Source organism: Shewanella sp. MM_2022_3 (genome assembly GCF_022557375.1).
GTDB lineage: Bacteria > Pseudomonadota > Gammaproteobacteria > Enterobacterales > Shewanellaceae > Shewanella > Shewanella xiamenensis.
Genome location: NZ_JAKZGV010000045.1, coordinates 1 through 17,326, shown reverse-complemented (window position 1 = coordinate 17,326; position 17,326 = coordinate 1). Strand labels below are relative to the sequence as shown.

At 46.2% G+C, this 17,326-nt stretch carries 10 protein-coding genes; 6 read left to right on the top strand and 4 right to left on the bottom strand.

Annotated elements, in window-relative coordinates:
• Positions 1 to 55: 55 nt before the first annotated feature.
• Positions 56 to 1,057: a family 43 glycosylhydrolase gene (locus MMG82_RS17280; protein WP_241407188.1), complete on the top strand. Its 1,002-nt coding sequence runs from the start codon at positions 56 to 58 to the stop codon at positions 1,055 to 1,057.
• Positions 1,058 to 1,322: 265 nt separating this feature from the next.
• Positions 1,323 to 1,913 carry a DUF4303 domain-containing protein gene (locus tag MMG82_RS17275; protein ID WP_241407187.1) on the top strand — a complete coding sequence of 197 codons (591 nt, stop codon included), beginning with the start codon at positions 1,323 to 1,325 and terminating at the stop codon, positions 1,911 to 1,913.
• 273 nt (positions 1,914 to 2,186) lie between these two features.
• Here the strand turns inward: MMG82_RS17275 and MMG82_RS17270 are convergent, their stop codons facing one another.
• Complete coding sequence (locus MMG82_RS17270; protein ID WP_047536255.1) at positions 2,187 to 2,807, bottom strand: DUF6805 domain-containing protein; 621 nt, start codon at positions 2,805 to 2,807, stop codon at positions 2,187 to 2,189.
• 93 nt (positions 2,808 to 2,900) lie between these two features.
• Complete coding sequence (locus tag MMG82_RS17265; protein ID WP_047536252.1) at positions 2,901 to 4,307, bottom strand: MFS transporter; 1,407 nt, start codon at positions 4,305 to 4,307, stop codon at positions 2,901 to 2,903.
• 206 nt (positions 4,308 to 4,513) lie between these two features.
• On the opposite strand from MMG82_RS17265, the gene MMG82_RS17260 reads away from it, so the two are divergent.
• Together MMG82_RS17260 and MMG82_RS17255 are read left to right on the top strand one after the other, a co-directional pair.
• A complete protein-coding gene (locus MMG82_RS17260; RefSeq protein ID WP_099458047.1) occupies positions 4,514 to 5,578 on the top strand; it encodes an arabinan endo-1,5-alpha-L-arabinosidase in 1,065 nt (354 codons plus the stop codon).
• 2 nt (positions 5,579 to 5,580) lie between these two features.
• Entirely contained in the window at positions 5,581 to 7,485 is a 1,905-nt protein-coding gene (locus MMG82_RS17255) for a family 43 glycosylhydrolase (RefSeq protein ID WP_047539931.1), read from the top strand.
• Positions 7,486 to 7,913: 428 nt separating this feature from the next.
• Here the strand turns inward: MMG82_RS17255 and MMG82_RS17250 are convergent, their stop codons facing one another.
• Complete coding sequence (locus MMG82_RS17250; RefSeq protein WP_047539933.1) at positions 7,914 to 8,669, bottom strand: sulfite exporter TauE/SafE family protein; 756 nt, start codon at positions 8,667 to 8,669, stop codon at positions 7,914 to 7,916.
• Positions 8,670 to 8,839: 170 nt separating this feature from the next.
• Positions 8,840 to 11,677: a TonB-dependent receptor gene (locus MMG82_RS17245; protein WP_047539935.1), complete on the bottom strand. Its 2,838-nt coding sequence runs from the start codon at positions 11,675 to 11,677 to the stop codon at positions 8,840 to 8,842.
• Between the two features lie 573 nt (positions 11,678 to 12,250).
• Between MMG82_RS17245 and MMG82_RS17240 the strand changes: the two genes are divergently transcribed.
• Complete coding sequence (locus MMG82_RS17240) at positions 12,251 to 15,616, top strand: LamG-like jellyroll fold domain-containing protein (RefSeq protein ID WP_241407185.1); 3,366 nt, start codon at positions 12,251 to 12,253, stop codon at positions 15,614 to 15,616.
• A gap of 468 nt (positions 15,617 to 16,084) precedes the next feature.
• The gene (locus tag MMG82_RS17235; protein WP_241407184.1) at positions 16,085 to 16,981 is read left to right on the top strand and encodes an SMP-30/gluconolactonase/LRE family protein; all 897 of its coding nucleotides are present in this window, start codon (positions 16,085 to 16,087) and stop codon (positions 16,979 to 16,981) included.
• Positions 16,982 to 17,326: the final 345 nt, after the last annotated feature.

Below are 17,326 nucleotides of genomic sequence, written 5' to 3'. Positions count from 1 at the left end.
TGCGTTTAACAGACACGAACCGCACACTTAAGTAATCGAAATAGACAGGTTTTCCATGATAAGAGCAACAAACAGCCCCCTAGTCGAGCAGCGCGCCGATCCCTTTGTGTATCGACATAGCGACGGTTATTACTACTTTACGGGCTCTGTTCCGACCTACGATCGGATTGAACTGCGTAAATCCAAGACCTTAGACGGCTTGAAAGACGCCCAAACCTTCGATATCTGGTTTAAACACCAAAGCGGCCCGATGAGCCGCCACGTATGGGCACCCGAGATCCATTATATCGACGGCAAATGGTACATCTACTTTGCGGCCAGCGAAGAAGAAAATATTTGGGCCTTACGCCCCTATGTGCTTGAGTGCCAAGGGCAAGATCCCTTGAATGATGAATGGATTGAACTTGGCATGATGCAGGCGGCCGATGGTGATAATAAGTCATTTATCGACTTTTCCTTAGATGCGACCATTTTTGAAAACAACGGTAAGCGTTACTTCTGCTGGGCGGAGAAAACCGGCGGTCAATTTGCGGCATCCAACCTTTATTTAGCGGAAATGGCATCGCCCATCAAGTTAAAGACGGCGCAATTCATGCTCACCACCCCAGATTACGATTGGGAACGAGTCGATTTTTGGGTTAACGAAGGGCCTGCAGTGCTTAAACATCAGGGGAAAATTTTTATTACTTTCTCGGCCAGCGCGACAGGTGCTTGTTATTGCATGGGTTATATGGAGGCCGATGAGCATGCTGATTTGCTCGATCGTAACTCATGGAAGAAAACCCGCCAGCCAGTGCTGTGCACTGATGTCGACAAGCAAATCTTCGGCCCTGGTCATAACAGTTTCACCGTGGCAGAAGATGGCGTAACGCCCATCTGTGTGTACCATGCCCGTGATTATGAACATGCGGTGGGCGATCCTAGCGTGGTGCCAAAGACAGATACCCGTCCATTAGCGCAAATTATTAAAGACCCACTCTATGATCCCAATCGCCATGCTCGGATGTTAGCGGTGGCATTTGATGAGAGCGGGCGCCCCTTGTTCAACCTCTACTAATTCATTTACCACCACAAATGATTCGATAACCGCGGGGCATGCTTCAGCAGCCCCGCTTTTTTATGCCTGACTGAAGCGCGATTGTTTAGGCTCGCACGCAAAACAAGCTATTCCAATCGCTATTTCAATCACTTAACCGATTCAATCTTTGAAGCTAAAGATGTTATATTGCCGCCCGAGCATTCACATTGTGGGTAGGAGTCCTGCCTGAATGTGGGAGTGAATTTCAGTGATGATGATTTTGCCAAGATCGAGGAGTAGGGATATGGCGATAAATAAGGACAAGCTTAGTGCGGATATTGAAGCTGGATTGGAAAACTTAGCTCAGGAACTCGCTCTGGCACTAGCAGAATATTACGATTGGTGGCTGTCACACTATCCGGTGCAGACCCTCTACGGTTTTTGCCTATACAGCACGCCCTTAGTGGAATATCTAGGCGTTACGCTTTTCACTGAGGAAGGTTTGACTGCCGTCGCAGAGCAATATCAAAACGATCATCGTTTTCGACATAAATCCCTCGCAGAGCTTAAGCAAACGCTGCGTTGGTCGGCCTGCGACTCTCCACATCACGATGAAAATGAAGATATTTTTGAGGCAGTTAACGACAAACTTCAATTGCTGCTTGAGGACGCTGAAGCGCTTGAGTCCGAAGAGGCATTTGATGCTTACCTTAAAGCCTTGTACGCCATATTAGTCAGGGCGCTCAATGAGGTTAAAGCTATGCGCCCGCTAAACCCGCAGGCAATATTGTTCTCCGTCTGGTTTGGCGATCAAAGCGATGCTGATATCGATTATTTTGTTCAAAGTTGCAATCATAAAGAGATGGTTGCTAGTTTTTATCAGCAATGGCGATGAATATTGCCAACAAAAATTTTCAACTCAACTGGCTTATTTCGTCTGTTACCGACGTCATCCAACTCAATATTGACTGAAATGGTGACTGAAATATTGACGGCTAGTGGCTGTTACTTACGGCGAGTCGCACAGGGCCACCAGCAAACATCAGGTAATGCCTAGCGCAGAATCGGTGGGTAAGGGGATAAAGAAACAAGGGAAAGCGTCTCACTTTCCCTTGTCTGAATGAGCGTTTTTAGCCCAAGTTCACATATTGCGCTCGGGATGCTCGGCTTATTGAGTCGAGCTTGGCTCACTTTTTAGCAGACGCACCTCATATAAACCTCCGGCAATCGAGTCCGGTTTTGCCACAAATTTCACCCTGAAGGGCACTGTGCTATCTAAAAGCATATCGGCGGGAATAGGGTAGTCGACACTATAAAATGTTGGCCCCTTATCGGCAGGCAGAGTGACTTCGGCAAGGCGTTTATCGTTGATCAAAATGTCAAAACGTCGCCCTGCATCCAAACCCAAGTAAGTTAAGCGCAATATGGGTTGCGGTTCACCTTTGGCATCGAGTTGATAGCTAAACCAATCCTCGGCATGGCGCCAATGGCGATTACCATTAAGGCCCGTTTCACTCTTTGATGCCTTAAAGAAATGATCCGACTCAGGTTGCTGCTCACTGGGCTGCACACTATCTAAGGTTTGCGCCATCAGCTTGGCTTCCATTTGGGCTTTTTGAGCTAACGCTTGCTGTTTTTGTTGCCATTCATCGGGGGCGCTCTGGCCAAAATACAAGGTATAGCGGCTGTCGTGCAGGCGAAAGAAGGGGATCAGCGTGATGGGGCTCGCTTGCAGGGACGAGAGGATATGGTTGTCGAGTGCACGTTCGTAGTAATCGATATAACGCAAATGTCATACGGTGTGATAAAAAAGCCCCTTGGCAGGGGCTTTTTCATATTTGGGCAAAATGACCATAGTTGAATTAAATGGTCATTAAATGAATTACGCCGAGACTTGGCTCGTCACGGCCTTTGGATTGACCTCTCGGCTGGCATCCGCTTGGCTGAAATTCTCCTGCTCGGGTAAAGCCTGTTTGATTTCTTCATAAACGCGGTCTGAAATCTTATATTTGAACATCAGTAAGCCCATCAGCGCGTGGAATGCGCCAGGGATCACCGTCAGCATTAACGAAATGCCGGTCAACGCAAACTCGCTTTGGGTTTCACCGGGTTGATAGTTGAAGTAGGTAAGCAGCATACCGACTACAAATCCCGCTGCGCCCATACCCGCTTTTTGGGCGAATGAGATCCCGCCAAAGGCAAGGCCAGAGACCCTGTGGCCCGTTTTGACTGTGCCATAATCCACCGACTCGGAAATCACCGACCAGAAGACAGGCGCATGTAAATCCACCACAAATGAAATCGCAAAGTAAAGTATGAAGGCCAGCACTATGTCCCCCGGTTGCACGGCAAAGAACATAATGACGCTTAAGATCCCAACCGCGATTTGGCTGTAACGGAAGAGTTTAAGTTTGCAGTAACGCTTAGTGATCCAAGTCGAAGCCACCATGGCCAGAATCGCTGCGCCCACACCGGTCGATAGAAATGCTGAGAGCATTTTGGCATCGCCGCCCAAGTAGTAGGTGGCGTAGTAGGCAGCTACCGATCCGCGGATCACATAGCCAATGGTGCCAATCACACAAATCGCGGTTAACACTAACCATTGATCGTTTTTAAACAATAATCGCAGTTGCATGGCGACAGGCTTAGTTTCAACCTTATAAGCCACGCGCTCTGTGGTCGTGAAAAAGCAAAATAAAAACAACAGTGTTGCCATTAATGCCATCACGCCCATGGCTTTTTGATAGCCCGCGGCAATGTTCTCACCGCCCCAGGCCGACGCTAACATAGGCACGATAATGGTCACTAAAAAGGCGGCAATCTTTGCGAAGAACAAACGATAACCGTTGGCGGATAACCGCTCTTTCGGATCGTCGGTGATCACGCTGATAATCGAAATATATGGGATAGTCACAGTGGTGAAGATGATAGTGACCAGAATATAGGTCGAGTAGGCCCAGATAAGCTTGGCATTGTAATCCCAATCCGGGGTTGAGAAGGTTAAGAACACCGAAATACCAAAGGGAATCGCCATAAACAGGAAGTAGGGGCGATATCTTCCCCAGCGGGTGGTTACTTTATCGTTAATAATGCCCATTAAAGGATCAGTAATGGCATCGATAAGACGGACCAGCAGGAACAAAATCCCGACATCGGCGGGCTTTAACCCAAAAATATCGGTATAAAAGAAGGTAATAATTAACATCATTGACGAAATCACCACGTTAACGGCCATGTCCCCGGAGCCGTAACCGATCTTTTCAATGACTGACAATTTATGAGAACTCATCAGAAATCCTTATTATATTTATTATAAACAGTGAGTTATTGTGTTATTTTGCGATTTACCGCATCCGCAATGTTAACACATTTTTCTCCTGTTAATTTTTTTGCATTTGATTGTTACTTCCTTGTCCGATAGTATGATAACTTAATTCATCATACAATAGCATAATAGCTATTTTATTAAATAGGATGAGGTAATAAGGAGAATTAATGCCAGCCATAAGAATCACACCGAAAACAGCCCTAAAACGTCACCTTAAGATGCTCAATTGTGCGCTGCTGGGCATATTGGCAACTCTAGGCCAAGTAAGTGCCAAGCAGGTGAGTATTCATGATCCTGTGATGGCGAAAGAGAACGGGCAGTACTATCTCTTTAGCACTGGCCCTGGCATTACCTATTATTCCTCAAAAGATAAAATCCATTGGACGCTGGCGGGTCGAGTATTTGAGACCGAACCTAGCTGGGCAAAGGACGTTGCGCCAGAGTTTAACGGCCATTTATGGGCACCGGATATTATCGAGCACAACGGTTTGTTCTATCTGTATTACTCGGTATCAGCCTTTGGTAAAAACACCTCGGCCATTGGTGTGACAGTCAATAAAACCCTCGACAAAAACTCAAAGGACTATCAGTGGGCAGATAAGGGGATCGTTATTCAATCAGTGCCAAATCGTGATGCATGGAACGCGATTGATCCCAATATTATTGTCGATGAAAAGGGCACGCCTTGGATGAGCTTTGGTTCCTTCTGGCAAGGGTTAAAACTGGTCAAACTCAACCCAGACTTTATTTCCATCGCCAAGCCTGAAGAATGGCACACGCTAGCCAAGTTAGAACGCCCGGCATTGCTTGGTGAAACCGAACCGGGTCCTGCACAAATCGAAGCGCCTTTTATCTACAAAAAAGATGACTATTACTATCTTTTTGTTTCCTATGGCCTTTGCTGCCGTGGGGATGACAGCACCTATCACTTAGCCGTGGGCCGAGCCAAAACGGTGACTGGGCCTTACCTCGATAAAGAGGGCAAAGACATGGCACAGGGCGGTGGCTCAGTATTACTGAAAGGCACTAAGGACTGGCCAGGATTGGGCCATAACAGTGTTTATAACTTCGATGGTAAAGATTACTTAGTCTTTCATGCCTATGAATCCGCCGATAATGGCTTACAAAAACTCAAGATGGCGGAACTGAGCTGGCGCCAAGGTTGGCCCGTAGTCGATCCTAAGGTGCTCAATCAATACCAGAGCGTATTAGTTGCACCCGAAGGAAAATAATAATGACTCATTCTATCAATAAAGTAATGGTCGCCATCTCCCTTGCGATGGGACTTGGCTTCACCAGCTTGGGAGCGGTTGACCTACATGCAGCAGAGAGTGCGAAGGGCGCGGATGAAAACCGCATTACCGCAGCCACTTTCGCCAATCCGTTATTTCGCAACGGTGCCGATCCTTGGCTCGAATACCACAATGGTAACTATTATCTCACCACCACCACGTGGACCTCTGAGCTGGTGATGCGTAAATCGCCCACCATTGCTGGGCTTGCCGATGCGCCAGCCCACAATATTTGGAGCGGCACCGATAAGTCTAACTGCTGCAATTTTTGGGCATTCGAATTCCACCCTCTACAAACTGCGCAGGGACTACGTTGGTATGTGATTTACACCTCGGGCGTGGCAGAAAACTTCGATGGCCAGCGTAACCATATTCTCGAGAGTGAAGGCAGTGACCCCATGGGGCCATACAAGTTTAAGGGCACGCCAATGCCCGATCACTGGAATATCGACGGCAGCTATTTGGAGTATAAAGGCCAGTTATATTTTCTCTGGTCCGAATGGCACGGCCAAGATCAAGTGAACTTGATTGCCAAGATGAGCAACCCTTGGACCATCGAGGGTGAACATAAGGTGATTACCGCACCTATTCACGACTGGGAAAAATCAGGCTTAAACGTCAATGAAGGCCCAGAGATCATTCAGCACGAGGGCAGAACCTTTTTAGTTCACTCGGCAAGCTTTTGTAATACTGAGGATTATTCCTTAGCCGTGGTTGAACTCACTGGTGACGATCCCATGGATCCCGCCGCATGGACTAAGTACGACAAGCCTTTCTTTAGCAAAGCCAATGGCGTCTATGGCCCTGGGCATCATGGTTTCTTCAAGTCACCCGATGGGAAAGAAGATTGGCTTATATACCATGGCAACTCCTCGGCTTCCGACGGCTGTAGTGGCACCCGTGCGGCACGTGCTCAACCCTTTACATGGGATAACAAAGGCTTGCCTAAATTTGGTGAACCGATGGCGGATAAAAAACAATTGCCCGTCCCAAGTGGCGAGTTTGGTCCGATAACCACCCAAGTGGAAGGCGTAAAATACCGCATCGTAAGCCGTGAAATCGGTCAATGCCTAGTGACTAATGCTAAAGGTCAAGTCAGTGTCGGCAAGTGCGACGATGACAACAGTCAATGGGTTATCGACCCGAGTAACGATGGCCTATATCGCTTTGCCAATGTGGGGCAGGGAACCTTTTTAACTCAGGCTCAGTGCCAAGATGAGTCATCAACGGCACTGAATACGGCGCCCTGGGTTGCCTCCCGTTGTCAGCGTTGGTCGTTGGATTCGACTCGTGAAGGCTGGTTCCGCTTTGCAAACGATCGCTCCATCGGTAATTTACAGGCGAAAAATTGCAGTAAAAAGGCCGGTGCCGACGTGATTGCGGGGGAAAACCGTGTCAGTGAATGCACAGATTGGCGGATTGAGCCTGTGTCAACATTAGCCATAGTCAACGCTCACAGCGGCAGAGTGGTCAGCGCCGAACAATGTCAGCTCAAACCCAATGCCAATGTGGCTCAGTTTGAATACACCGGCGATGCCTGTCAGCAGTGGCAAGCAGTGCCGACGACGGACGGCTTTTATCGCCTGCAATCCATCCAACTTTCAAACAACAAGGCGCAACAATGCCTTGTGACCAACGAAGGTAATCTGGAGCTAGGGGCTTGTAATGCAATCGACAGTGAATTCCGCAGCGAATTGATGCCCAATGGCTCATTAAGGCTGGTGTCCCGTAAGGGCGGTTCATCCATGAAAGTGGCCAATGGCTCCTATGCCAACGGCGATAACATAGTGGAAGACGTGTGGAAAAACACCATTTCACAACAGTTTTACTTTAGAGAGGTGAAATAATTCATCCCTTTGAAATAACTGAGCATCACCACGGCGGTGGTCATACCCAAACAACCTGAAGATGTAGGATTCAGCGGGAGTTTAACGCACTTTAGGCAAGGCGGTTATTTGAGAACCTAGTGAACTAAGTTAAAAATAACCAACACAGCATAAAGTACGTTAAAGCCCGCCGAGACGGAGCGCCTAGGGCACTCTACTTCTGTGTTACATCAATTCAAAAGGTGGTCGATTTTTTCATTGATGCGCCTTGAATTGAAGCCCCCTAGGCGCTCTGAAACTCGTATCTTCAGGTAGCTTGGGTATAAACGCGTGCTTGTAATGTCGTTTAAGTTGAGGTCGCTTAACGGCATCTTGGTTGAGCCTAGTTTGCTCGGCACCAGAGCAGTAATTGTGTATGCAATTACTGCTCTTTTTTATCCCGGCTCTTTTTATCCAGTCATGGCCTGCCATAACAGTCGTATTGCCAGTAGCGTGAGAATCAAATCAAAAGCTAAATTGAAATGTTTGTCCGTTACTCGAGTAAGCATCTTAAAGCCTAGCCATGTTCCAATACCGCCACTGATAATCATACAAACGAACAGTGGCCACCATGGGAGTATAGGGATATCGACCCCCTCAAAAACGATAATTTTCACCCCATGTTGTAAGGACATAATCATTGCAAAGGTGGCTACGGTACGAAATCGATCAATCTCTAACTGCTTGATAAACGCCGCAACCAAAGGGCCAGTTGCCCCAACGAATAATGAGATAAAGGTCGTTATCCCACTCGCAATTAACATGCCCATAGTACCCAGTACTACACGAGGTATTTTGGGGCCCCAACAGGAGTACAAGATAAATAGGGCAATGGTGAGATACATCACCGTAGGGGGGATCGCCACTAAGACTAAGCTGCCCAGCGCGGCACCAACGAGCGCCCCCGGTAAGAATACCCTGATAATTCGCCATTGAATATGTTGCCATCCCAATAGGGCTCGTCCTAAGTTAGAGCCCAATTGCACTACGCCGTGGAGGGGAATAATCACTTGAGGCGGAACCACTTGCGCCATCACGCCCAATAACATCACACCACCGCCAATACCAAAACAGGCGGTAAAAAATGCAGTAAAGGCCGAGGCTAAGGTTAACAGCGTGAATATATCAATAGGGATCAGATTAAAATCGAACCAAGCGGTGTGCATAGCCAATATTCAAGGAAGAAAAATATAAACTAGCAAAGCTTGGGCTCAGACAAAAGCAATTTGATGAATAAGCATTAGAAAGATCGAGTAAAAATCTTGCCATTTATCTGATATAAAAAGAAAAAGCTAATCACAAGATTAGCTTTTTCGGTTTAAACAACAGTGGTCAATTAGAAGGAGTAACGCGCACCGAGGGCAAACGTTCGGGTGTAGATACTATTCGTGCGGTTATAGAGTACTGAGTCCTCATAGTATTCTTGATAGATATCATCAAGAATATTTGTCGCATCGAAGGTTAGTACAAATTCATCTGTTACGTTATAGCTAAATTGGAAGTCAAGCGATTGCTCCGGCTTACGATAAATGCCACGAGGCATTGCGAAGCTACCTGCGTCATAAGCAGATAAGAATTTGTCACGCCAGGTGTAAGAGAGGCGAGCACTATAAACGTCTTTATCATAAATCAATACAGCACTCATTGAGGTATCTGATACACCAAATAAATCTCGTGTTGTAGTTGCAATTTGCTCACCACTTTCACTATCAAACTCTGGGATGTCTTGGCTAGAATCTAAGAAGGTTGCACTCACTTGAGTACCTAAACCATCTAGGTAACTAGGCATATTTTCAGGGAAATACACCGCACCAAGTTCATAACCACTTAGTTTTCCATTCGAAGAGTTTTCTGGTCGGTTTAAAAGATATTTTTTTGTTTCACCATCAACTTCACGAGTGATAGTCGATACTGAGTTAAATACAAAACCTTCAATATCACGACGGAAATAAGTACCGAAAATAGAAGATCCCTCACCAAAGTAATATTCCAATGAGAAATCATAGTTTTGTGAAGTAGTTGGTTCTAACTTAGAGTTACCACTTGAAGCTTGACCGAATCCAAGCTTTGTTAAGTCTTCTGTATAGGAAATCGCAGTGGTTAAATCACCAAAGGCGGGGCGACGAATCGTTTCAGTGTAGGCAAAACGTGCAACCAGTTCATCCGTTAACCAGAAGCGTACCATTAAGCTTGGTAATAACTCCGCACTTCCATTGGTATCGGTGTCATGCACGAGATAATATCGAATGTCATCAACGACATCCTCAGTAGCATATTTTTTGCGTTCCCAAAAATCCATATCCGCATCGGCTTTCTCGTAACGTAGGCCGATTTGACCATCGACTTGCTTACCCCATAACTCAGTTTCAAAATCACTTTGGATATACGCAGCGTATGATTTTTCAGTGATGTCATAGTTAGTATACATAGCAAGAGCTTGTTCATCTGCACCGTACATCGTTTCAATAGCAGAACGATTAGCATACAAATAGTTACCGTTAGCGATAGCCCAGCTAGTTGGTACATTTCCACGGCCATCAAAGAAGTCAGTAGTTACGGTAAACATGTTCGGGTCAAGATCACTAAATAGAACATTAGTGTTTAGTGAGCCTGCATCGTACAATCCGTGTTTTGCACCACGTTGCTCAGCACGTACACCAAACTTCATCTTAGTGAAGATACCGTAGTCGAGGTAATAGTCACCATCGAGTGTCCAAGTAACTGAATCCCCCTCGTCTTTGGCACCGCTATCGTATACGTTTGCAGTTTGCCACAAGGATAATTGCGTTAAATCAGATTCATTAATAGCAGTGTCAGGGTTATCTAAATAAACCCAGCTAGGGACACCACCACTTTTGTCGTTATAGTCAACATCAACGCCGTAGAAAGTTTGAGTGCTATTCGCGCTTACACCACGCATCGCCAGAAATTGTGATTCATAGGTACTGGTTTGATAGACAACTTCAGACTTTAAGATCAAATTGTCAAAGTCCCACTTACCTCCTAAGGCAAATACGTAACTATCTGTTTCGTTGTGGCTATGATCTGAACTGCTAAAGCCGCCAACGTTATATGCAGTTCGCGATTTAACCACATTGGTACCATCATAAACTTCGATACCATCTTTGATCACTTGCTGCCAATTAGCCGAGGAATCAACATTGCTAAAGAGCATAGAGTTGAAGTTATCATTGCGATAACCGTTATAGAATGCTTCAAAAAGGTACTCGGAAGTGTCAGTTGGTGCCCATTGCAATGAGAAATTTAGTGCTGGACGCTCACGTTCACCGTTATTCATATTTTGAAACACAGCATCACGCATGAGCAGATATTCTTGACCGTTGATCAAGGCTCCTTCAGATGTATCAAGACCATGAGCTAAACCGCGGGTCCAATAAATATCAGGGATTTGTGTACCCGTTTCTGCGTAGTAGGGCAAGGACGCACCAGGAGCGACAACTTGATCGTTGTAATTGGTACGAATATAAGAAACGTTAACTAATGCACCGACTTCACCGATGCTGGTATCCCAGCGGTCGCTAATTAAGGCACTGAAATTGGGATCGATAGTGTCAGGCTGATCAGAGTAAATCCCTTTGGCTGCTACCGAAATTTTTTCTTCTTGAAAATCAAAAGGTCTATGGGTACGAATGTCAATTTGGCCTGCGATACCACTGGCGACTTGAGAAGAGGAGCGTGTTTTAAAGACTTCAACACTGCCGAGTAATGCCGCTGGTACGTCTGCAATTGCCACTTCACGGCCTGCGGCGGTGAAGATTTGGCGGCCATTCACTGTGGTTGTCACATCCGTTAAACCCCGAATGCTTACAGTATTGGCTTCACCTGAGGCGCGGTCGGTGACTTGAACACCCGTTACCCGTTGTAAGGCTTCAACGACGTTATTATCTGGGAATTTGCCAATATCTTCGGCAATGATGGCATCAACAACTTGAATATTTTGACGTTTGAGTTCTACCGCCTTATTTAAACTACCGCGGATCCCCTGAACCTGAATGATCTCCATCTCTTCGTTATTTTGCGCTTTACCGCTAGAAGAGGGCTGTGCCGTTTCTTCCGCCTGAGGCGATTGTGTCGCTTCAGGTTCTGCTGCATACGTCGCTTGACTAGCAAGAGCAAGCAGAATCGCACTTGCCAAATAAGTCTGTTTAAACATCTAGTTAATCTCCGGTAGTTTTATTATTTGACCCGGTAGCCTAAGACACCATCTGACGTCCCGGTCTTTTTTATTCCACTTCAGAGTCACGGACATCCCCACAGTGTCCCTGAAAATTTAGAATTTTGTAGCGTACTTTGCACCATGGCATCTGATGATGCTTCAAGTGCTCAATTAAGATCTTATCAAAGTGTTAAAATCATATTGTATGACCATTGACCTGTCAACATTGCTATTTCATTTTGATAATAAAGAGAGAGTGCATTTCTTAGAATGAATTATGGACAAGGAAAAAATTAAATTTTTAAAACAAAACAGAGAGATAGTTTACTGTTTGACGGTAGGTAAATTGGTGAGTATGCGGCAAAATCAATATAAATCGCATTGTATATTTAGCTTTAATGCCTAATTTCTTGCAAAAAATCATAAATCTCTTTCACAAGATATTTACTTCTTTCGTCAGAGTGCTAATGTAATTTTAGTGTTACAGTAGTATTGTATTACCAATATGTAATGCATTGATACACGATTAACCTCTAACTATCCAACACAACAATAAAAGGAACGACGCTCATGGTGCTTAAACGCTCATTCGTGTCAGCAAGCTTGATCATGGCACTTGCCGCCTGTGGTGGGGACGACAGCAGCTATAGTGCTAACGACACAAATACCTTTACACCTCCCGCTCCAGTGACTTCGGCGGATCCGACAATAGCAGGTGAGGTGAGCTATAAAAATGCAGTGGTCCATGATCCATCGATCATTAAAGATACTGATGGTACTTACTATGTTTTTGGCTCCCACCTAGCGGTGGCCAGCTCTACTGATTTAATGAACTGGACACAAATTGCCTCGGATGGTGCCGCCACGAGCAGCTTGTTTAATACCTATGTGTCAGAAATCGCTGAAGGCACGGCATGGACGGGCGGCTTTGTCGGTTCGTGGGCGCCGGATGTGATAAAGCTTGCTGACGGTAAGTACCATTTCTATTACGACTTTTGTGGCGGCCCCGATAAGATTGATTGCGTATCGCGCTCCTATTTGGGGATGGCGACTTCTGACAATATTCTCGGTCCCTATGTTAACCAAGGCTTGATCTTGAAGACTGGGCATATTGGGGCTGAAAACCCAGGCGCAAACGGTCAAATTTACGATGGCAATGTCGACCCTAATGCTATTGATCCAGCCGTGTTTTACGATAAAGATGGCGGCCTGTGGATGACCTATGGTTCCTATTCCGGCGGGATCTGGGTGATGCAGTTAGATCCTGCAACGGGTAAACCGTTAGCGGATCAGGGCTATGGCACTAAGATCATGGGGGGCAATTACAGTGCGATTGAAGGATCTTATGTTATCTATAGCCCTGAATCCGAATACTATTATATGTTTACCTCCTTTGGTGGTTTTGCCCAAAAAGACGGTTACAACATTCGTATCTCTCGCTCTAAAAATCCTAACGGTCCCTATTTCGATGCAGCTGGGCTCGACATGATTGGCGCAACGGCCGCAGGCAATATCGCCGACTATGGCGTCAAACTGATGGGCGGTTTCCAATTTGTGGCCCACCCTGGCGATGTGGGTCATGATCACGGTTATCTGTCACCCGGCCACAACTCAGCTTTTTATGATGCACAAACGGGCAAATACTTCTTGGTATTCCATACCCGCTTCCCCGATACCGACGAAGGTCACAGCGTGCGCGTGCATGAGCTATTTCTCAACAGCGATGGTTGGTTAGTTGCCTCACCACAGCGTTATGCACCGATCAACGGCGATAACATTGTCGATGAAATCGATGTCACTGGTGATTATCAATTCATTAATCACGCAAAAAATATTAATACTGCGGCACATAAATCAGTCCATGTGAAGTTATCCCGTACTTGGACCAATAAAGGCACTGTATCTGGCGATGTGACTGGTACTTACCAACAGGGTGATGACAATAAAATCAGCTTAACGCTAGACAATTTAGGCACATTTGAAGGCGTACTCGCCTGGCAATGGGATCCTGAACAAAACAAACTTATGCCTACCTTTAGCGCCATTTCTAATGATGGGGCGAGTATTTGGGGCGTGAAGCTCACCAATAAAACCACTGAGGAAATTTTATCGGCATCGGCAAACGGCATTAGCCTGCCGACCGAAGTCACCGAAGGCACGCTCGCCTTACCGATACAAGGTACCCGTGGGGCAACTATCGAGTGGCAATCGAGCGACGAGTCAGTGATCCGTGCCGATGGCACCATTATCCGACCCAACGTGGGCGAGGGCGATAAGGTCGTGACCTTAACCGCGACAATTATGGTCAATGGTAAGAAGGTGACTAAAACCTTCAAAATCACCGTATTTGCCCATAAAACCTATAACCGTATTGCCCTGTACAGCTTTGAGAATAACCTCAAGGATTCCTTGGGCTTATTTGGTGATGGCCAACCCACTGGCGATAGGATCTTCAAATCGGGCGATGCCATTGGCTACGCCACAGGCTTTGAAGGACAAGCCCTGTCACTCGATGGTACCCATGGGGTGTTACTACCATCGGGCATTATCTCCAGCTACGAGTACACAGTGTCTTTTTGGGCAAGTCCTGCGGTTATTACAGGGTTTACCACGGCATTCTTCGGCGCAGTTAACGAGCAAACCGCTGAAGATGGTAGCAAGTTCTCCAATACTTGGGTCAGCATGCTGCCACAGGGTTGGGACGGTAATACCATGTTCTGGAGTCACAATATTGATACCAGCGGCAGTGCCGCGGTTGAAAGTTGGTTTGATGGTGTAACCGGCGAGCGCATCGCTGAAAACACGTGGTCGCATCTGGCGTTCTCCGTCAATAAAGGGCTAGTTAAAGTCTTTATCAACGGGGTTGAGCGCTTTAGCCGCGGTAACCTTGCGAACTACTTTACGGGTGCTCAGGGCGTTTTCGGTCTTGGCGTTAACTACTGGGATCTGCCATACAACGGCCTCATTGATGAACTCAAAGTCTATGAAGCGGCATTAACGGCTGAAGAAGTCAAAGCCCTCGATATCGACAAGTTAGCCGACAGTGAACTCTTGTCCTCAGCAACGGCCATTCTGGAGCTAGGCGACTTATCGGCGGTGCGTAAAAATATCGAACTGCCAGTTACGGGTCCTTATGCTGCGGCGATTTCTTGGGTATCTTCAGATCCAACGACTATTGATAGCCATGGTAGCGTAACGCAACCTGCACGTGGTGAAGAAGACAAGGTGGTCACCTTAACGGCCACCTTAAAACTGGGTAATGCGACTCAAACCAAAGTCTTCACCGCAACCGTAAAAGCTAAGAATCCACCAACACCTGTAGCGGTTTACAGTTTCGAAGATAATCTTAACGACAGTACCGCTAACTTCGGTGCGGGCACTTTAGTGGGTAACCTGATTGGTGTCGAAGGCGGTAAAATCAGCTATATGGACGGCGCGGTAGGCAAGGCGGCGGTCTTTGATGGTGCCTCTGGTATTGTATTGCCGAATAACCTTATCAAAGACTACACCTACTCAGTGTCGATGTGGCTCAATCCTGAGCAGCTGAATAAGTACACTACAGCCTTGTTTGGTTATGCGACCGATTCTAGCTGGACCAGCGTCTTACCTGGCGGTCAAAATGATTATGAGCGCATGGTATTATGGTCAGGCACAGCGTGGTACGACGGTCGAACCGGTTTTGTGATGCCAAAATCCCAATGGACGCACCTGGCGTACACAGTGAATGGCGGCGATGTGAAGGTTTATATCAATGGTGAATTGAAGTTTACCGGCGCTAACTTCCCGGACGTCTTCTCAGTACCGACCACTAAGTTTGCGGTCGGGGTCAACTTCTGGGATACGCCTTTCAAAGGGGCAATCGATGAAATCAAGTTCTACGACGAAGCGATTACTGAACAAGATGTGGCTGATTTATTTAGCGAATCTAATCAATAACTGATCAGTTAAGCCAGATCGCTTGACGATCCCATTCAAAAGCTCAAAATCCGATGACCATTCGTCATCGGATTTTTTATGCAACTCACTACCGCGTTTGCACTGGCCGGAACCATTCCGAAAAGGATTGATAGTTTAATCGCAGAAACAGAGCAGCATATACTACCGATACAACGAGAATTAAGGGTTTATCCTCGATATGTCATAGCGAAACCAAGGAAATACCCAGTCAAAAGAAAAGGCCTGTCAGCTCTTAACTGATCGGCATTACTCTCAATGGTGCTTTAAATCAATGTCTTAAGATATTTAAACCTTGGCGATTATGAAGGTCATTTATCGACTATTATCGCGATAAGCCGGTAGCTAAAAGAACCACAAGCTATATTCACTTTTTTACCCTTGCTTCATCCCATAAGTTGTTTAAGATTAAGCCTTTCTTGATTACAGAGTTTATTTCTGAGTAACGCAATGCAAACGGTCACGGTTGGCGAGCTGTTGATGACGATCCCAGTAGGAAACCTCCTTGGAGAAGGCGTATTATGGGATGAATTACACCAATCCATTTGGTGGACCGACATTCTCTCCTCTGTGATTTATCGTTTTACTCTCGCCACCTGCACACTAGATACTTTCTCCATGCCGCACCGCGTCGGCTCCTTTGGCCTCACTGCAAAGCCTACAACACTGATCGTCGCATTCGATATCGGTATTGCGACTTATAATATTGAAGATCAAAGCCTGACATGGTTGGCGCAGCCAGAATCTCATTTTGCCGGCAATCGCTTTAATGATGGTCGCATCGATAGGCAAGGGCGTTTTTGGGCCGGCACTATGGTTGAGCGACGCGATACTTTGCAACAAACGGCAGCCCTGTATTGTCTGGATGAGAATGGGCATTGCCACCAGCGCCTCTCAAATCTCGAAATCTCCAACGGCCTATGCTGGAGCGTGGATGGGCGAACGCTCTACCATGCTGATTCGCCAAAACGCCAAATCTATCAATATGATTTTGATATTGAGAAGGGGCTATTGAGTCGTAAGCGCCTCTTTGCGAGCACGATCCATCACATTTTCCCTGATGGTTCCGATGTCGATGCGGCGGGTTATCTTTGGAATGCCCAGTGGGGCGGTGGCCAAGTGGTACGCTATCGTCCAGACGGTGAAGTCGATCTTATCCTCAAATTGCCCGTTACAAACCCAACCAGCATCGCCTTTGGCGGCGCAAAATTAGATTTACTTATCGTGACCAGTGCTAAACACTCACTTGACACATCGCAATTAGCTCAAGAGCCGCAAGCGGGGGATGTATTTATCTATCAATTACAGGGTATTTATGGCGTAACCTCTCCACGTTTTTGCGGTTAGATCTAAGTAAACATCAGCGTTTTTAGCGCAAATTTTGTTATCAAATCTACTCACCAATCCCTTAGACAAAAACGATTTACCGCGCTTTCAGGCAAAATCGCCGCTTATCGCCCCAATCATTTACCTTAAATTGTGATCTTGCTCAAAAAGCGGCTAATCGGTATTTTCACTCATAATTTGAGCAGCTAACGCCATTTTTGTGACGCGCATCAACAATAAGATTTACGGCTATCAGAAATTGGTACAAAGCGGACAAAATGACTAATCAAAATGTCCATATCAATAAAAGCGTTAAATCCTGAGAAATAACACCATTTAAAAATATTAATTCAAACAATCATAACA

What these genes read in the sequence shown, in the direction of transcription:
- MMG82_RS17255 (WP_047539931.1), top strand. Translation starts at nt 5,581, where the DNA reads ATGACTCATTCTATCAATAAAGTAATGGTCGCCATCTCCCTTGCGATG.
- MMG82_RS17240 (WP_241407185.1), top strand. Translation starts at nt 12,251, where the DNA reads ATGGTGCTTAAACGCTCATTCGTGTCAGCAAGCTTGATCATGGCACTT.
- MMG82_RS17275 (WP_241407187.1), top strand. Translation starts at nt 1,323, where the DNA reads ATGGCGATAAATAAGGACAAGCTTAGTGCGGATATTGAAGCTGGATTG.
- MMG82_RS17245 (WP_047539935.1), bottom strand. Translation starts at nt 11,677, where the DNA reads ATGTTTAAACAGACTTATTTGGCAAGTGCGATTCTGCTTGCTCTTGCT.
- MMG82_RS17235 (WP_241407184.1), top strand. Translation starts at nt 16,085, where the DNA reads ATGCAAACGGTCACGGTTGGCGAGCTGTTGATGACGATCCCAGTAGGA.
- MMG82_RS17250 (WP_047539933.1), bottom strand. Translation starts at nt 8,669, where the DNA reads ATGCACACCGCTTGGTTCGATTTTAATCTGATCCCTATTGATATATTC.
- MMG82_RS17265 (WP_047536252.1), bottom strand. Translation starts at nt 4,307, where the DNA reads ATGAGTTCTCATAAATTGTCAGTCATTGAAAAGATCGGTTACGGCTCC.
- MMG82_RS17260 (WP_099458047.1), top strand. Translation starts at nt 4,514, where the DNA reads ATGCCAGCCATAAGAATCACACCGAAAACAGCCCTAAAACGTCACCTT.
- MMG82_RS17280 (WP_241407188.1), top strand. Translation starts at nt 56, where the DNA reads ATGATAAGAGCAACAAACAGCCCCCTAGTCGAGCAGCGCGCCGATCCC.